This is a genomic window from Arthrobacter sp. N1 (assembly GCF_048288285.1).
Classification (GTDB): domain Bacteria; phylum Actinomycetota; class Actinomycetes; order Actinomycetales; family Micrococcaceae; genus Arthrobacter_D.
Map to the genome: position 1 here is coordinate 727215 of NZ_CP102608.1, position 14812 is coordinate 742026.

Annotated in this window: 15 protein-coding genes; 9 read left to right on the forward strand and 6 right to left on the reverse strand. The window is 66.9% G+C overall.

The genetic code is table 11. From position 1 onward, the window contains the following. Window positions 1-10: 10 nt before the first annotated feature. Both dhaK and NVV32_RS03390 read left to right on the forward strand, forming a co-directional pair. Complete coding sequence (dhaK, locus tag NVV32_RS03385; protein WP_422391385.1) at window positions 11-1006, forward strand: dihydroxyacetone kinase subunit DhaK; 996 nt, start codon at window positions 11-13, stop codon at window positions 1004-1006. Window positions 1007-1080: 74 nt separating this feature from the next. Further along, window positions 1081-1821, forward strand: coding sequence for a hypothetical protein (locus NVV32_RS03390; RefSeq protein WP_422391386.1), 741 nt, complete (start codon window positions 1081-1083; stop codon window positions 1819-1821). 83 nt (window positions 1822-1904) lie between these two features. On the opposite strand, the gene NVV32_RS03395 is transcribed toward NVV32_RS03390, so the two are convergent. Beyond that, complete coding sequence (locus tag NVV32_RS03395) at window positions 1905-2519, reverse strand: DUF4230 domain-containing protein (RefSeq protein WP_422391387.1); 615 nt, start codon at window positions 2517-2519, stop codon at window positions 1905-1907. A gap of 225 nt (window positions 2520-2744) precedes the next feature. Here NVV32_RS03395 and NVV32_RS03400 point away from each other — a divergent pair, with 225 nt between their 5' ends. After that, window positions 2745-3845 carry a type I restriction endonuclease gene (locus tag NVV32_RS03400; RefSeq protein WP_422391388.1) on the forward strand — a complete coding sequence of 367 codons (1101 nt, stop codon included), beginning with the start codon at window positions 2745-2747 and terminating at the stop codon, window positions 3843-3845. A 150-nt stretch (window positions 3846-3995) separates the two neighbouring features. Continuing rightward, complete coding sequence (locus NVV32_RS03405; protein ID WP_422391389.1) at window positions 3996-4718, forward strand: EcsC family protein; 723 nt, start codon at window positions 3996-3998, stop codon at window positions 4716-4718. Window positions 4719-4770: 52 nt separating this feature from the next. On the opposite strand, the gene NVV32_RS03410 is transcribed toward NVV32_RS03405, so the two are convergent. Together NVV32_RS03410 and NVV32_RS03415 are read right to left on the reverse strand one after the other, a co-directional pair. After that, window positions 4771-5532 carry a hypothetical protein gene (locus NVV32_RS03410; RefSeq protein WP_422391390.1) on the reverse strand — a complete coding sequence of 254 codons (762 nt, stop codon included), beginning with the start codon at window positions 5530-5532 and terminating at the stop codon, window positions 4771-4773. Window positions 5533-5787: 255 nt separating this feature from the next. After that, window positions 5788-6471, reverse strand: coding sequence for a class F sortase (locus tag NVV32_RS03415; protein ID WP_422391391.1), 684 nt, complete (start codon window positions 6469-6471; stop codon window positions 5788-5790). Between the two features lie 258 nt (window positions 6472-6729). Here NVV32_RS03415 and NVV32_RS03420 point away from each other — a divergent pair, with 258 nt between their 5' ends. Then, window positions 6730-8211, forward strand: coding sequence for an excalibur calcium-binding domain-containing protein (locus NVV32_RS03420; protein ID WP_422391392.1), 1482 nt, complete (start codon window positions 6730-6732; stop codon window positions 8209-8211). 76 nt (window positions 8212-8287) lie between these two features. Here NVV32_RS03420 and NVV32_RS03425 read toward each other — a convergent pair whose 3' ends face one another. After that, window positions 8288-9190 carry an aldo/keto reductase gene (locus NVV32_RS03425; protein WP_422391393.1) on the reverse strand — a complete coding sequence of 301 codons (903 nt, stop codon included), beginning with the start codon at window positions 9188-9190 and terminating at the stop codon, window positions 8288-8290. 69 nt (window positions 9191-9259) lie between these two features. Between NVV32_RS03425 and NVV32_RS03430 the strand changes: the two genes are divergently transcribed. Then, the gene (locus tag NVV32_RS03430; RefSeq protein ID WP_422391394.1) at window positions 9260-9451 is read left to right on the forward strand and encodes a hypothetical protein; all 192 of its coding nucleotides are present in this window, start codon (window positions 9260-9262) and stop codon (window positions 9449-9451) included. A 7-nt stretch (window positions 9452-9458) separates the two neighbouring features. Beyond that, entirely contained in the window at window positions 9459-10850 is a 1392-nt protein-coding gene (locus NVV32_RS03435) for an amidase (protein ID WP_422391395.1), read from the forward strand. Window positions 10851-10888: 38 nt separating this feature from the next. Here NVV32_RS03435 and NVV32_RS03440 read toward each other — a convergent pair whose 3' ends face one another. Next, entirely contained in the window at window positions 10889-11599 is a 711-nt protein-coding gene (locus NVV32_RS03440) for a DUF6318 family protein (protein WP_422391396.1), read from the reverse strand. 175 nt (window positions 11600-11774) lie between these two features. On the opposite strand from NVV32_RS03440, the gene NVV32_RS03445 reads away from it, so the two are divergent. Next, entirely contained in the window at window positions 11775-13007 is a 1233-nt protein-coding gene (locus NVV32_RS03445; protein ID WP_422391397.1) for an amidohydrolase, read from the forward strand. Then, the gene (locus NVV32_RS03450) at window positions 13004-14413 is read left to right on the forward strand and encodes an amidase (protein ID WP_422391398.1); all 1410 of its coding nucleotides are present in this window, start codon (window positions 13004-13006) and stop codon (window positions 14411-14413) included. The genes NVV32_RS03445 and NVV32_RS03450 overlap by 4 nt, the downstream gene beginning before the upstream one ends. A gap of 18 nt (window positions 14414-14431) precedes the next feature. On the opposite strand, the gene NVV32_RS03455 is transcribed toward NVV32_RS03450, so the two are convergent. Then, a complete protein-coding gene (locus tag NVV32_RS03455; protein ID WP_055769840.1) occupies window positions 14432-14800 on the reverse strand; it encodes a PH domain-containing protein in 369 nt (122 codons plus the stop codon). Between the last annotated feature and the right edge of the window lie 12 nt (window positions 14801-14812).

A 14812-nucleotide genomic window follows, 5' to 3' on the forward strand; every position in this document is an offset into this window, starting at 1 on the left:
TGGAGTCCCCATGAAGAAGTTCGTCAACGATCCGCAGCAGTTCGTCCCGGAGATGCTCGAGGGCCTGGCGCTCGCGAACCCGGACACCCTGAAGTACGTGCCCGAATACAACCTGATCATGCGCGCCGACGGTCCCGACCAGAACAAGGTGTCGATCGTGCAGGGCTCGGGGTCCGGGCACGAGCCGGCGCACGTGATGATCGTGGGCAAGGGCATGCTCGACGCCGCCTGCCCGGGTGACGTGTTCGCGGCGCCGCCGTTCGACTACGTGTACGAGACGACCAAGCTCATGGCCTCGCCGAAGGGCGTGCTGCTGCTGGTCAACAACTACACGGGCGACAAGATGGTCTTCGAGATGGCCCAGGAGATGAGCTCGGCGGAGGGTATCGAGGTGAAGACGCTCTTCATCAACGACGACGTCTCCGTGGAGGACTCGACCTACACGATCGGCCGCCGCGGGGTGGCGGGCAACTTCTTCGTGATCAAGGCCGTCGCCGCGGCCGCGGAGCGCGGGGCGGACCTCGACGAGGTCATCCGCATCGGCGAGAAGGTGAACTCCGTGACGCGCACCATGGGCGTCGCGCTCACCGCGTGTACTCCGCCGGCGAAGGGCAGCCCGCTGTTCGAGCTCGGCGAGGACGAGATCGAGATGGGTGTCGGCATCCACGGTGAGCCGGGACGCCGCCGGGCGAAGATGATGCCGGCCAACGAGATCGTCGAGGAGCTCCTGGCACCGGTGGTGAAGGACCTGCCGTTCGGCGACGGCGACCGCGTGGCCCTCATGGTCAACGGCCTTGGCGGCACCCCGATCAGCGAGTTGTACCTGCTGTACGGGCAGGCGCACAAGCGCCTCGCGGAGCAGGGCATCAGCGTGGGCCGCAGCTACGTGGGGGAGTACTGCACGTCCCTGGACATGGCCGGTGCATCCATCACGCTGGTGAAGCTTGACGACGAGATCGAGTCGCTGCTCATGGATCCGGCGGAGATTCCCATTCGCACGTTCTAGGTTCCGATGCACGACGGCGGGCCGGTCACCTGCGGGTGGGCGGCCCGCCGCTCTGCGTAGGAGAGGATGCTCCTATGGAATCTGCTGAGCTACCGCCGTCGATGATCGCCCGCCTGCTCGAGGAGATCTCATGGGAGAAGGCGACGAAGTACCGACGCGGCGGGCGCGGCATGGAAAACGTTCTGACGGCCGAGGTGCTGATCGCCCTGGATCTTTTGCCGCGCAGCCACTTTCTCGCTGCCGTGATCAATTCTTGTAGCGGAGCAGTGGCAACTCGGAAACGACTCATCGAGCAGACCGAGCAGGCGGAGATCTCGCTCCTGTCCGGGGATATGTCCGTCAACCCGTCGGAAGCGACGGCTTCCACGTTCATCGTCCAACCCGACGCTCTGATCACGTCGGCGGGTGTCTTTACATTCGTGGAGGCGAAGCGGATCAGGACCAGCGCTTTCCAGCCGGAACAGCTTGCGCGGGAGCTTGTTGCGGTGATGAGCAATGTAGGTGATCGGATACCTCTGCTGTTCCTCCTGGGCGTCGAGCCTCCCGTGGCGGTCAAAGGGCTGGGCAAGATGCCACTGCATGACGCGATACAGCTGCACCTCCCGGCAGTCCTCGAGCGTGCCGGGGACATCGGTACGAGCGAGGAGGAACTGATGACCAAGGTGGCCGACGTCGTCTGCTGGATTTCCTGGCCAACCCTAGCGGCGACAGTCGAAGCGCAGCTGGCTTCATTCTCGTGCGGGGATGACAGCACCGACGCTTCAATACAGCGAACAGGCAAGCAGCTGTTGAGCGCTATCGCCTGGCACTCCTAGTCGGCGTGATAATTGTGGCGTGTGGCCAGTGGACGGCGGCGCCATCTCCGAGCTCGGACAGTTCCTCTCCATAGTTGGAGTGATCAGTCGAGAAAAGCCACCTGCATGTCGAGCGACGCGAACATGCCGGTCAGCATCGCGCGAGTGTTCTCGGAAGCCTGCGCACGTAGCTCAGATTCCTCGGCGGCTGCGGTCATCCGCGTCTCCGCGTCTTGATAGAACTCGGACTGTTCAGGCAAAACAAACGCGTCGGCCACCCGCTCGAAGGCACCTCGATCCTGCGAGAAGAGGTACGAGCGTTCCTGGTCGAGATTGGGGTCGGCCAATTCCGCCTCAGGCAGCCGTATGGAGACAGTGGTGCCATCGGGAGACGTCACGAGGTCGCCGTCGCTCAAGCCTGACATGTCGACATACGCGTCGACGGATCCAGCCGCAACAAAGAGAGTGCGTCGTCCCGCAAGGACATCTGGCAACCACGGGACGTCGTCTTCGACATCGAGTAGAACCTCGAAATTTCCGACAGCGGCGTGGTACTGGCTGATGTCCTGGATCGAGGTCAGTAGTGCTGGCTGGCTCCGGTCGGTGCGATTGAGTTGAAACGGATTGATGCCGTTCAACGTCAGCAAGCCGACGCCTGTGATAATCACGAGAAGCATTCCCGTCACCACGAGTGCAAGATTCTTCAGTGCTCTCTTCATTACCGGTCCCCTTACCGCAGAAGGGCCGCTGAGAGACCGATCCTGTGTTGCCAGCTCGGACCTGACGCCGGCTGGTATGTGCGGTTGAAGTGTAGCGCGTGCGGTAGGGGATGGTTCGACCTGATACGAGCGCTGCTTGTTTGGGCGCGTGTCGCTGGCTCATCCGGCCACAGGAAACACCTCGGGGAATAGGGTGAGTACGACCAATTCGATGCAGGGGGATTTGTGGAGTTTGCAGAGCGATTGACCGCGCTGGCCGCGAAGGTGCGGCAGCAGATGTCTCAGATCGAGACGGAAGAAGCGACGAAGAACGCCTTCATCATGCCGTTCATTTCGACCATCCTCGGGTACGACGTCTTCAATCCGCTAGAGGTGGTACCCGAGTTCACAGCCGATGTGGGAGTGAAGAAGGGCGAGAAGATCGACTACGCGATCATGCATGGGGGGACCGTGCAGATACTGATCGAGTGCAAGAAGTCCAAGGAGCCTCTCAAGATCGAGCACGCTTCACAGCTCTACAGGTACTTCGCAGTGACCAACGCGCGAATCGCGATCCTCACGAACGGTGAGGTGTACGAGTTCTTCACGGATCTGGACGCGCCGAACAGGATGGACGTCAAGCCCTTCCTGGTGTTGGACCTTAACGAGATCGACGAGACACTGATACCTGAGCTGATGAAGCTCACGAAGGATGTCTTCGATCTCGACTCGATCATCAACGCAGCGGGCGAGCTTAAGTACATCGGGCAAATCAAGCGGACGCTGGCATCGCAGTTCAAGGAGCCGGATGCCGAATGGATCAAAGCACTCACCATGCGGGTGTATGACAGTGGCGCATACACGCAGAAGGTACGCGAGCAGTTCACTCCGCTGGTGACCAAAGCGACCAAGCAGTTCCTCAACGAGCAGGTGAATGAACGTCTTAAGGCGGCTCTTGGCGCTCCTAATTTCCCGATGGCCAGCGACTCGGTGATCGCTGCAACCGTCACAAGCGCAGAGGCTGTGGAGAATGATCTCGCCGAGACAGGTGTGGAGACGACGCTGGAGGAGATGGAAGGCTTCCAGATAGTCCGAGCGATCGTCTGTAACGAGGTTAAGCCCCCACGCGTTGTGCACCGCGACGCGAAGTCTTACTTTGCAGTCCTTCTCGATGACAACAATCGGAAGCCGATTGCCCGATTGCACTTCAACAGGGTGCAGAAGTACCTCGGTGTCTTCGACGAGCAAAAGGTGGAGCAACGCATCCCCATCAGCTCGCTCGATGAGATCTACGAGCACGCAGATGCGCTTCGTTCCAGCGTCAGGGCGTATCTGACGGCAGGATGACCTGTACCTGACAAGGACGCGTCAGGTGGAGGCCGCGTCTGGACAGATTGCTCTCGCGCAGTCCGTGCGTCGGTACTTCCGGTCACGGTGCACATACTTACCTGCCCATCGGCGTCGGACATAAAACGGCCTCACTAGGAAGGACGAATCATGGCGGATACGACAGAGTCAAAGGTCGACGAAGAACAGGGCGGGATCGCTCAGAAGGCTTCCGATCAACTTCAGAAGATGGTCGGCAGGGTAGTCGATACCGGGATCGGGCCTCTCACGGGGTCCATTCAGTGGGCCGAGGATCGGCTCGCCCGAGTTCAGGGCGAGCGTTATGTGCCGAACTCAGAACCAACTCGGCCGACAAGGATGGATGAGCAAGAGGACGTAGATAAAGTCATCAAGCGCCTGATCAGGGAGTCCGTCGAAGCTGCAGGAGTGAATGGCTTTGTGACCGGCTTGGGAGGCTTCATTGCCATGCCGGTCACCATCCCCGCAAACATGGCGGGTGGTTTGATCGTCAACGCGCGGCTGGCAGCAGCTATCGCTTACCTCCGTGGATACGACCCGTCGGATCCTCACGTACGCACTACCGTAACTCTCGTAGCTATTGGGTCGAGTACTCAGCAAATTGCAAGAACCATCGGAATGAAGGTGGGCGAGAAGGTCGCGATGAACGCCATTAGAAAGCTTCCCTACTCCGTGCTTAAGGAGATCAACAAGAAGGTCGGGTTCTCGCTCTTGGCAAAGTATGGAACAAAGCGCTCGGTAATCACGCTGGCGAAAGGCGTACCACTTGTGGGGGGCGTGGTGGGCGGTGGAGTGGATGCGACGATGACGGGTGTCATCGGTCGAACCTCGAAAGCGATGTTCCCCGCGGAGTGACTCGCCCCTACGGCCGTCTTGTACTTCTGCGGGATGTCTCGACTGCGGAGGACTAACCGCCCGCCAGCACGTCCACATGCACGTGGTCGATGTGCCGCAGGATCTCGTTCGCCGGCGCAGGGGCTTCGTAGGGGTGCCACCCGCCCTGGGCGATGCGGGCGCTCCAGAACTGGTCGTCGAAGATGACGTATTGGATGTCCAGGTCTTCGGCATGGGCGACGAGCCAGTGGGAGAGCACCCAGCCCTGACGCCGGTTCTCTTCGGACACGGGACGGAAGAACACATCGATGGCGCGCCCGTCGTAGTGCGTCGATTCCCCGCCGTGCCCGGAGCCGACGCCGCCGGGCTCGAATCCGCCGAGGCTCTGCTCGCCGAACACCTCGGCCATGGATGTCCGCACTTGCTCGGCCCTCGGCGTCAGGCCCGACGGCGTCAGCTCCTCCACCTGAAGGTCCGCGTCCACGCTGCCCCGGCAACTGAGGACCGGCCCGGCGTCATTCACGGGCCCGCTGGCAAGGGCCTGCAGAACGCCTTCCTCGACGTCCTCAGGCGCCGTAGCCTCGACGCCTCGCGCCTGCAGCGCTACCGCCGTCGTCGCCTGTTGGGCCTGATCGCGTGTCAGCCCGACCTCGCCGTCCGGCGTCTGCACCGTGCACTCCGACCCACCGAGGAGTGGACCGCTGCCGGCGCGCAGCCCACCGACGAACCCCGGACCCAGCAGCACGAGCACCGCTGCGACGGCTGCGACCACCACGAGCCCGAACAGGGCCGCGGCAGCGCGCCGTCGGCGCTGCGCAGCGCTGCTACTGACCACAGCTGGCACCAGCTTCGGGAAGAACCGGGAACGCACCCCACGCCGTCGCATCTCGGCAGGTATGCGTTGTGCTGGTCCAGCTCACTGAGGCCAACCCTTCCGTTGCGATGCGATGATTCGCCCGACCGTCGGGAAGAGCGTCTGAAGGATAAAGGGACGGGAGACCCGGAAGGTTCCTTGCAACGGATCAATGTCGGAGGAGTCGAGGACTGAGAGCAGAGGACCTGCCGGGCCACCCGCCTGCCAGCCAGCGGTTCAGGTCACCTGCAGGGTCGCGTAGACGACGTAGTTGTCATCGAACAGGCCGGTCTCCGGGTCGTACCCGTCGCAGGTGATCAGGCGCAGTTCCGCCCCGTTGGTGTTGCCGTAGACCTGGATCGTGGGGAACTCGTCCTTCGCGTACTGCTCGCCCCGCTGGACGACGAACGTCGCCACGGAGCCGTCCTTTCGGGTCACCTTGATCGTGTCGCCCTCGCCGAGGTCGCGGAGGGAGGCGAAGACACCCGCTCCGCCATCGGTGGCATTGACGTGCCCGAGGAAGACGGCGGGGCCGCGCTCGCCTGGCGTAGGCGACTGGTTGTACCAACCCGCGGGTGATCCCGGCTCGCCGGGTGGGACCTCGAGGGACCCGTCGTCCTGCAGCCCGAGCGACATGAGGTCCGTAGTCGTACCGGTGGACGGCAGGCTCAAGGTAACAGGCTCGGACCGTGGCAGAACCTCCGGCAGAGCGTCAGGAACGGCAGCGGGAGGGGTCGCGGCGTCGGGCGTCGGCACACCGGCCGTGGCCGTCGCCGTCGCCGTCGCGGATGCCGACGGCGGCGCCGGCGCGGGGGAGTTTACGACAGTTGCCTGCTCCGTGGCGCAGCCTGCCAGGAGATGAACGGCGATCGCCGCGGAGACGGCGAAGCGCCCATGGCGGACGAAGGAGGAGTCGATCATCGCCTCATTCTCTACGACGCGGCTGAACGGTGCGCGTGTACGGATGGTCCGGGGTACAGAGCTTCATCTCAGGCCGATATCCACCTACGCCCTCGTGTCCAATCTTCTGCGCGCGTTCATGCCTGAACGGACGTTCTACACTTCAGACTGTCGCGTCGTCACTCGATGACAGCGCCTCCTCACGTACACCAATGGGGTTCCATGCTGCCGTCTTCACCTCCGCCTGCCCCCAAGCCGTCACCCACGGGAGGCTTCTACGTGCAGAGGTCCACCGCTGTAGTTGCGGGTGTCGCCCTGTTCCTCGTCGTGATCGGCCTCATCGTCGGCGGTCTGAGCGGGGGCATCATCATGGCGGCCCTCGTCGCCCTCGTCACCGGTCTCTACACGGCTGTGACGAACCGGCCCTCATGGGTGCGGCTGAATGGGCGCAGGGCGGGCGCCATCACCGCCGGCGCGAGCGTCGTCGCGCTCCTCATCGGTGGAGCGATAGCGCCGGCCGACGAGTCCGTACCGACCGCAGTCGCCGAGCAGACCCAGGAGGCTGCGCCCGAGGCGACGCCGACGACGGCCGCCTCGACAGCCCCGGCCACGCCGTCGCCCTCCGCGCGCCCGACGCCCACGCGCACGCCGTCGGCCACTCCGACTCCGACGGTCTCCGACGTGGCACCCCTCGACGGCGACGCCGTCGTCGATGCAGCAGGGACGCCGCGTGCGCCGGCCGAGCAGCCGGCCGCGAACACGACGGCGCTGGCACTCCTCGAGACCCTGGCCATCAAGGGCCGTGCACCGAAGACCGGGTACGACCGCGAGCAGTTCGGCCAGGCCTGGCTCGACGTCGACAGGAACGGCTGCGACACCCGCAACGACATGCTCAACCGTGACCTGACGGACATCGTCCACACGAACTCCGTGCCCTGCAAGGTGCAGTCGGGCATGCTGGCCGACCCGTACACGGCGATGTCGATCGCCTTCCAGCGTGGACAGTCGACGAGCACGAAGGTGCAGATCGACCACGTCGTGGCCCTGTCCGACGCCTGGCAGAAGGGCGCACAGCAGCTCACCTTCGACCAGCGCGTCGCGTTCGCCAACGATCCGCTGAACCTGCAGTCCACCGACGGTCCGACGAACCAGCAGAAGGGTGCGGGCGACGCCGCCACCTGGCTGCCGCCGAACAAGGGCTACCGCTGCGAGTACGTCGCGCGGCAGGTCTCCGTGAAGGCGACCTACACCCTCTGGGTGACGCAGGCGGAGCACGACGCGATGGCGCGCATCCTCTCCGACTGCAACGGCATCCTCGCCCCGACCAACCAGATGGCGCCGTCGGTGACAGCACCGCCCGAGCCGATCGAGACCGCACCATCACCGGAGCCGGTACCGGAGGCGCCCGTCGTCGCGCCCGCGCCGGGCCCGTTCGCGAACTGCAGCGAGGCTGCAGCAGCCGGTTTCTCGAACATCCCCGTCGACTCGGCCGCCTACTCGCCGAACCAGGACGGCGACGGCGACGGCGTCGCCTGCGAGGGCGGAGCGTCGGAGCCGGTCGCTCCGGCACCGGTGCCGGCAGCGCCAGCTCCGGTGGTACCGGCTCCGGTGGCACCTGCTCCCGTCGCGCCGGCCCCCGCACCGTTCTACGCCAACTGTGACGCGGTCCGCGCAGCGGGTGCCGCACCGATCTACGCCGGCACACCTGGCTTCCAGCCGAAGTTCGACCGGGACGGCGACGGCATCGGCTGCGACAGCTAGCCCGGCTCCACCACGAGCGACGGCGGGGCAGTCACCGAGAGTGGCTGCCCCGCCGTCGTCGTCTGCGCGGGACGACCTACATGCTCCAGAGCTCCGCGTGCACATCCGTCTCGTCCGACCAGCGGCGCTGCAGGGCGAAGAGCTCGTCGACGATGTCCCGCGGCAGAGGCTCGATGTACCGGCTGAACGAGAGGAGCTCGCGCAGGTTCTCCTCGCGGCTCGCCGACCCGACCGTGGAGACGACCTGCGACGTGCTGTGCGCGAAGCGCAGGCAGAACTCCGCCCAGCTCGCGACGCCGGAACGCTCGAAGATGGGAGCCACCTCGACCGCACGCTCCTGCAGGTACGGCTTCCAGGCGGCGCCCGGCACGTCACGCAGGGCGTGGACGGGGGCGCCGGCGACGGTGCGCATCGAGATGATCGCCTTGTCCTGCGCGAGCAGCTCGTCCCACAGCTCGTTCGACGCGAAGCGCTGCAGCGGGTTGAGGTAGAAGATGTAGCCGTCGATCAGCCCGTCGAGGTGCCCGGCCCGGAGCGCTGCGAGGGGAGCCTCCGATGTCCAGGGGAAGATTTCGAGGACGAAGCGTCCCACCAGCCCTTCGTCCCTGATGCGCTGCAGCTCGCTGAGCACCGGCCCGCCGGTTCGCATGTCATCGGCGAACTCCCCGACTCCGGTGAGCTGGCCGATGTCGATGGAGCTGATTCCCAGCGGCTTGATGTTCTCCGCGATGGTCGCCCGGACGTCGTCGGCCGTCCCGCCGCCGAGCTTCACGATGACCGGCGGGACCTTCGCGCGGTCCTCGTCGAACGCGGCGCCGAGGACCTCGAGGGCGTGGTCGTACTGCCGGGAGGTGTGCAGCCACAGACCGGCGTCGATGGCGGTCCGGGCCATATGGGCCTGCTGGTCGCGGGGGACGTCGTCGTGCCCCAGCCGGGTGGTGCCGTAGATGTAGGGAGGGAGGTCTGCGAGAGGCTTCATTGCCTCAGGCTACCGGTCCTCTTCGGCGTCGACACCGAGGTGCTCCCGCGCACCGGCTACGGTCGAGGGATGAGCGAATCCACCCCTGACCAGGCGTTCGTGCGGGCCATCGCCCTGCAGGCCCGCCTAGACCTCCCCGAGGAGCGCGTCGCGGACCTGGCGGCGGCGGCCGCACCGATCCATGCCCGGCTCCGCACCCTCTCCGCCGTCGACCTCGGCGAGACCGCACCGGCCCTGTCCTTCGACGCGTCGTGGGACTGAGGCACCCATGCAGCCCTATGAACTGACCCTCACCGAGGCCTCCGCCCGCATCTCCTCCGGCGAGCTCTCACCCCGCGAACTGACCGAGTCCGCGCTCACCCGCATCGAGGCCGTGGAGGGGCGCGTCCATGCCTTCGCCGCCGTCACCGCGGAGATCGCGCTCGCCCAGGCGGACCGCGCCACCGCCGAGATCGCCCGGGGGACCTACCGCGGACCGCTGCACGGGATCCCCGTGGGCATCAAGGACCTGATGAACACCGCGGGGACCGCCACCACCGCCAGCTCGAAGGTCCGCGCGCAGTTCGTGCCCGACGCCGACGCAGCCGTCGTGGAGGCCGTCGGGCGCGCGGGGATGGTCATGGTGGGGAAGACCCACACCCACGAATTCGCGTACGGGGGAGTTACGCCCACCACCCGCAACCCGTGGAACCTCGAGCGCATGGCGGGTGGCTCGAGTGGCGGATCCGCCGCGGCGGTCGGCTACGGGGGAGTGCTCGCGGCCCTGGGCTCCGACACCGGCGGGTCCATCCGGATCCCGGCGTCGTTCTGTGGCACGGTGGGCCTCAAGCCGACCTTCGGCCGGGTCTCCCGCGTCGGCGTCGCCTCCCTGGCCTGGTCCCTGGACACCGTGGGGCCGCTGACCCGCAACGTCAGCGACGCGGCATTGGTCCTGAACGCGATCGCCGGCCACGACCCGCGCGACCCCGGGTCCGCGCGGACGCCCGTCCCCGACTTCACCGAGCGGCTGGAGGACGGCGTGGACGGCCTCCGGATCGGGATCCCGACCAACTTCTTCACGGAGGACCTCGACGGTGAGACGGACGCTGCCGTCGCGGCAGCCGTGCGGGTACTGGAGGGTCTCGGCGCCGTCGTCGTGCCCGTCGTGATCCCGCAGGCCGAGCACCTCGGTGCGGTGATCACCGGGATCATGATGCCCGAGGCCAGCGCCTACCACCGGCGGGCGCTGCGCGAGACGCCGGAACTGTTCACCGAGGAGGTCCGCAGCCTGCTGGAGGTGGGCGAGACCATCCTCGCGACCGACTACATCGACGCCCTCCGCTTCCGGCAGTCGATGAAGGACGCGTGGAAGGACATGATGCGGGCGGTGGACGTCGTCGTCGCCCCGACCGTCCTCACCCCGGCGCTCCCCGCGCAGGACACGGAACGCTTCCGGCCGGACGGCACCAGCGAGGACGCGAACGTCGAGTTCGGCCGGCTGTCCATCCCGGCGAATCTCCTCGGGTTGCCGTCGCTCCAGGTGCCCTGCGGGTTCTCCGCCGCGGGCCTGCCGCTGGGCGTGCAGATCATGGGCAGGCCCTTCGCCGAGCAGACCGTGCTCGCCGTCGGCCGGGCGTACGAGCTGGCGACGGACACGGTGGGGAGGATCGCGCCCCTCTGATGCGGGCCGACCAGCGGGAACCCCGTCCGCCGCTGTGCCTAGCCCTCGGGTGACTCGGTCACGGGTGGTGCCGTGTAGCCAATCAGCTGCCAGGCGCCATCGACATAGCGCGCCGTCACGGTGTACGGGGAGTTCGGGCTTGCCTCGCTCGAACCGAGCCACCCCTCGCCGGAGAAGTAGAAGATCTCGGCCTGCGTGGTGGTGATCTCCGCGGTGTAGGTCCCGGCGGCATCCGGGACGAAGTCGGTGGAGAAGTCTGCCAGGGTGGTGGCTCCTCCGAGAGCCCATCCGAGCTGATAGATCTGCGCCATAGCGGTTTCGGCGTCCGCGCAGAAGGTGCACGCCGGGTCGCTGACGGCTCGGAGTGGCTCGAGGTCGTTCGCCTCGTAGGAGTACGACAGCAGACTCAGCCAGTGCGACGTGAAGGCCTCCAGCCCCTCGCGCGACTCGTCGTCCGCTTCCGCCGGCACTGCCGGGATCGGCAGATTCGCGGCGGGCGCGGCCGACGACGCCGGCCTCGGCTCGGCGCGGGCAGCGGTGGGTTGCGCCGAGGCGTCGGGCGGCGCCGTCTCGGTCGCCGTTCCCGTCGACGGTGATGCCTCCGTAGCCGTAGCAGTAGCCGTCGTCGCCCTCGCCTCGCGCGCTTCGTCCCCCGTCCCTGCCGGCGCGTCGCAGGCCGTCAGCGACAATGCGACACCAAGGGCAAGGGCGAGCACGGAGCTGCGAGCCCGACTGAACGTGATGGACATACGATCTCCTCCTGCACGACGCCAGAGAAGGAGTGGAAGCCATCATGACCTATCGGGGAGGGCCGCGCGTCACCGTGGACGCAGTGTCGAGGTCGGAGTTCCGGGGCTCGCTCTCGCGTCGGGGAACCACCACCTGATGTACTCGTGAACGGGCCACTACTTCCGAAAGGACACCATGACCATCGACACCGCCGTCTTCGACCTCTCCGATGCGCACACCACCGCGATGCACGAGCTGTACCGGCACCTGCACGCGCACCCCGAGCTCTCCATGCAGGAGACGCACACCGCGGCCTTCATCCTCGAGAAGCTCACGCACCTCGGACTGGAGACGTTCATGTGCGGCGGGACCGGCGTCGTCGGGATCCTGCGCAACGGCGACGGACCGGTGGTCGGCTACCGTGCCGACACGGACGGCCTGCCCATGCAGGAGGACACGGGCCTCGACTACGCGAGCACGACGACGGGCACGCTGGCCGACGGGACGGACGTCCCGGTGATGCACGGCTGCGGCCACGACACGCACATCACCGTCGGCCTGACAGCGGCACAGCTGCTGACCGAGCACCGCGAGGCGTGGGCCGGCACGGTGGTGTTCATCTTCCAGCCCGGTGAGGAGATCGGTGAGGGCGCCGAGGCGATGGTCGAGGACGGGCTGTGGGACAAGGCGCCGAAGCCGTCCATCATCTACGGGCAGCACGTCTGGCCCGGACTGGCCGGGACCGTGAACATCAGCAAGGGTACGGCGATGGCGATGGCCGACTCCTGGCGGGTCACGGTGCACGGCAGGCAGGCCCACGGTTCGCAGCCCGAGCAGTCGATCGACCCCATCGTGCTCGGCGCCCACATGGTGGTCCGCATCCAGACGATCGTCTCGCGGGAGGTGCACCCCATGAAGTCGGCCGTTGTCACGATCGGCACGTTCCACGGCGGGCTCAAGGAGAACATCATCCCCGCCTCGGCGGAGTTCACCCTCAACGTGCGGACGTTCGATTCCGAGGTGCGGGACCGCGTGCTGGCCTCGCTCCGGCGGATCATCAGCGCCGAGGCCGCGGCGTCGGGTGCGCCGGAGCCGACCATCGAGGAGATCACCAGCTTCCCCCAGTGCTACAACGACCCCTCGTCCACCACGGACCTGATGGCCGTGCTCGGCGAGGTGCTGGGCGAGGACGCCGTCATCGAGGCGCCGCCCGTCATGGGCAGCGAGGACTTCGGCCTCCTCGCCGAGGCCATCGGCGTCCTCAGCGTCTACTGGTTCTTTGGCGGGCACGCGCAGGACAGGCTCGACGCCGGCACCCCGCCCGGCAACCACTCGCCGTTCTTCGCACCGGTGATCGAGCCGACCCTGACCACCGGCGTCCGCGCGGCGATGACCGCGCTGCTGTCGACGGTGGGGACGACGGCGTGAGCGCTGCGCTGCACGAGCTGTCCGCCGTCGAACTGACCGGTGCCATCCGCCGTCGCGAGGTGTCTGCGCGGGAGGCGCTCGACGCGCACGTCGCACGGATCGACGCCGTCAACGGGCCGATCAACGCGGTCATCACGGAGGACCGGGAGGGTGCGGCGGCGCTCGCGGCCGCGGCGGACCGGCTGACGACGTCGGGCGCTGATCTTCCGCCGCTCCACGGCCTGCCGATGACGCACAAGGACACCCACAACACGCGGGGACTGCGGACCACGCAGGGGTCGGCGATCTTCAAGGACTTCGTCCCGACGTTCGACGACCTCATCATCGGGCGCCTCAAAAAGGCCGGAGTCGTCACCACCGGCAAGACCAACGTGCCGGAGTTCGCCGCCGGATCGCACACCTTCAACGAGGTCTTCGGGACGACCCTGAATCCCTACGACACGAGCCGCAGTGCCGGGGGTAGCAGCGGGGGAGTGGCGGCATCGATCGCGGCACGGATCCAGCCGCTGGGCGACGGCAGCGACATGGGCGGGTCGCTGCGCATCCCGGCGTCGTTCTGCAACGTCGTCGGGTACCGGCCGTCCATCGGTGTGGTGCCGTCCCTGCCCACGCGGAACGCCTGGGCGTGGCTCTCGCGGCACGGGCTGATGGCGCGCGACGTCGAGGACATCGCCCTGGGGATGACCGCGATCGCCGGGCCCGACCCGGCGAGCCCGTTCGGCTACCCCATCACCGGCTCCTTCGCCGATCCCCTGCAGCGGGATCTCACGGGCCTGCGGATCGGGTGGTCACCGGACTTCGGTCTCGGCATGCCGGTGGACCGCGAGGTGCTCCGCGTGCTCGAGGTTCAGCTGCAGGTCTTCACGGACCTCGGCGCGACCGTCGAGGAGGCGGCGCCGGACCTGCGCGACGCCGACCAGGTGTTCGGGACGACGCGCGCCTTCGACTTCGTGCTCGGCCTCGGCGAACTGGCCGCGAAGCACGGCGACGCGATCAAGCCGGAGATCCGATGGAACATCGAGCAGGGGCGGAAGCTGACGGCGCAGGACCTGGTGGACGCGGCCCTCGCCCGGACCCGGCTCGACACCAGCGTGCGCCGCTACTTCGGCAGGTACGACGTCTTCGCGAGCCCTGCCGCGCAGGTGCTGCCCTTCGACGCGGCGTCTCGGTACCCGACGTCGGTCAACGGCGTCGACTTCGCGACGTACCTCGACTGGATGCGCTCGGCGTGCCTCGTCTCGGCAACCGGCCTGCCGGCGGTCTCGGTCCCGGCAGGGTTCAGCGAGGGCGGCCTGCCGGTCGGGCTGCAGCTCGCGATGCCGCACGGGAGCGACGTCGGACTCCTGCAGGTCGCGTACGCGTTCGAGCAGGCGACGGGCTGGGCGAAGCGGGCGCCGGCCCTGTAGGAGCTCCGTCACGACAGCTCATCGGTTGATGATGTGCCAGAGGATGACGTCGTGGGCGTGCTTCGCCTTCTCGTCACCCCGGAAGTCGGCCTCGAACGCCTTGGACCCCGCGGAGACGGCGATGGACGAGCTCGACGCGAACTTGCCGAGCATCGACTTGTTCGTCAGCATCGACACGGCCTGGATGTTCCGATAGGGCACTGACGTCAGCGCCACCTTGTTGCCGACGAAGCTCTTGTCCTGCAGGATCACGCGCTGGTTCGTCAGCCCGATGAATCCCGTGCCGACACCGATGCAGTCGTACACCGCGATGACCTGCTCGCCCTGTAGCAGGCCCGCGAGGATCATCTGGAGCTGTTCCGGCCGGTCGTGGACGATCTGGTTCATGCGGTTCCCCCT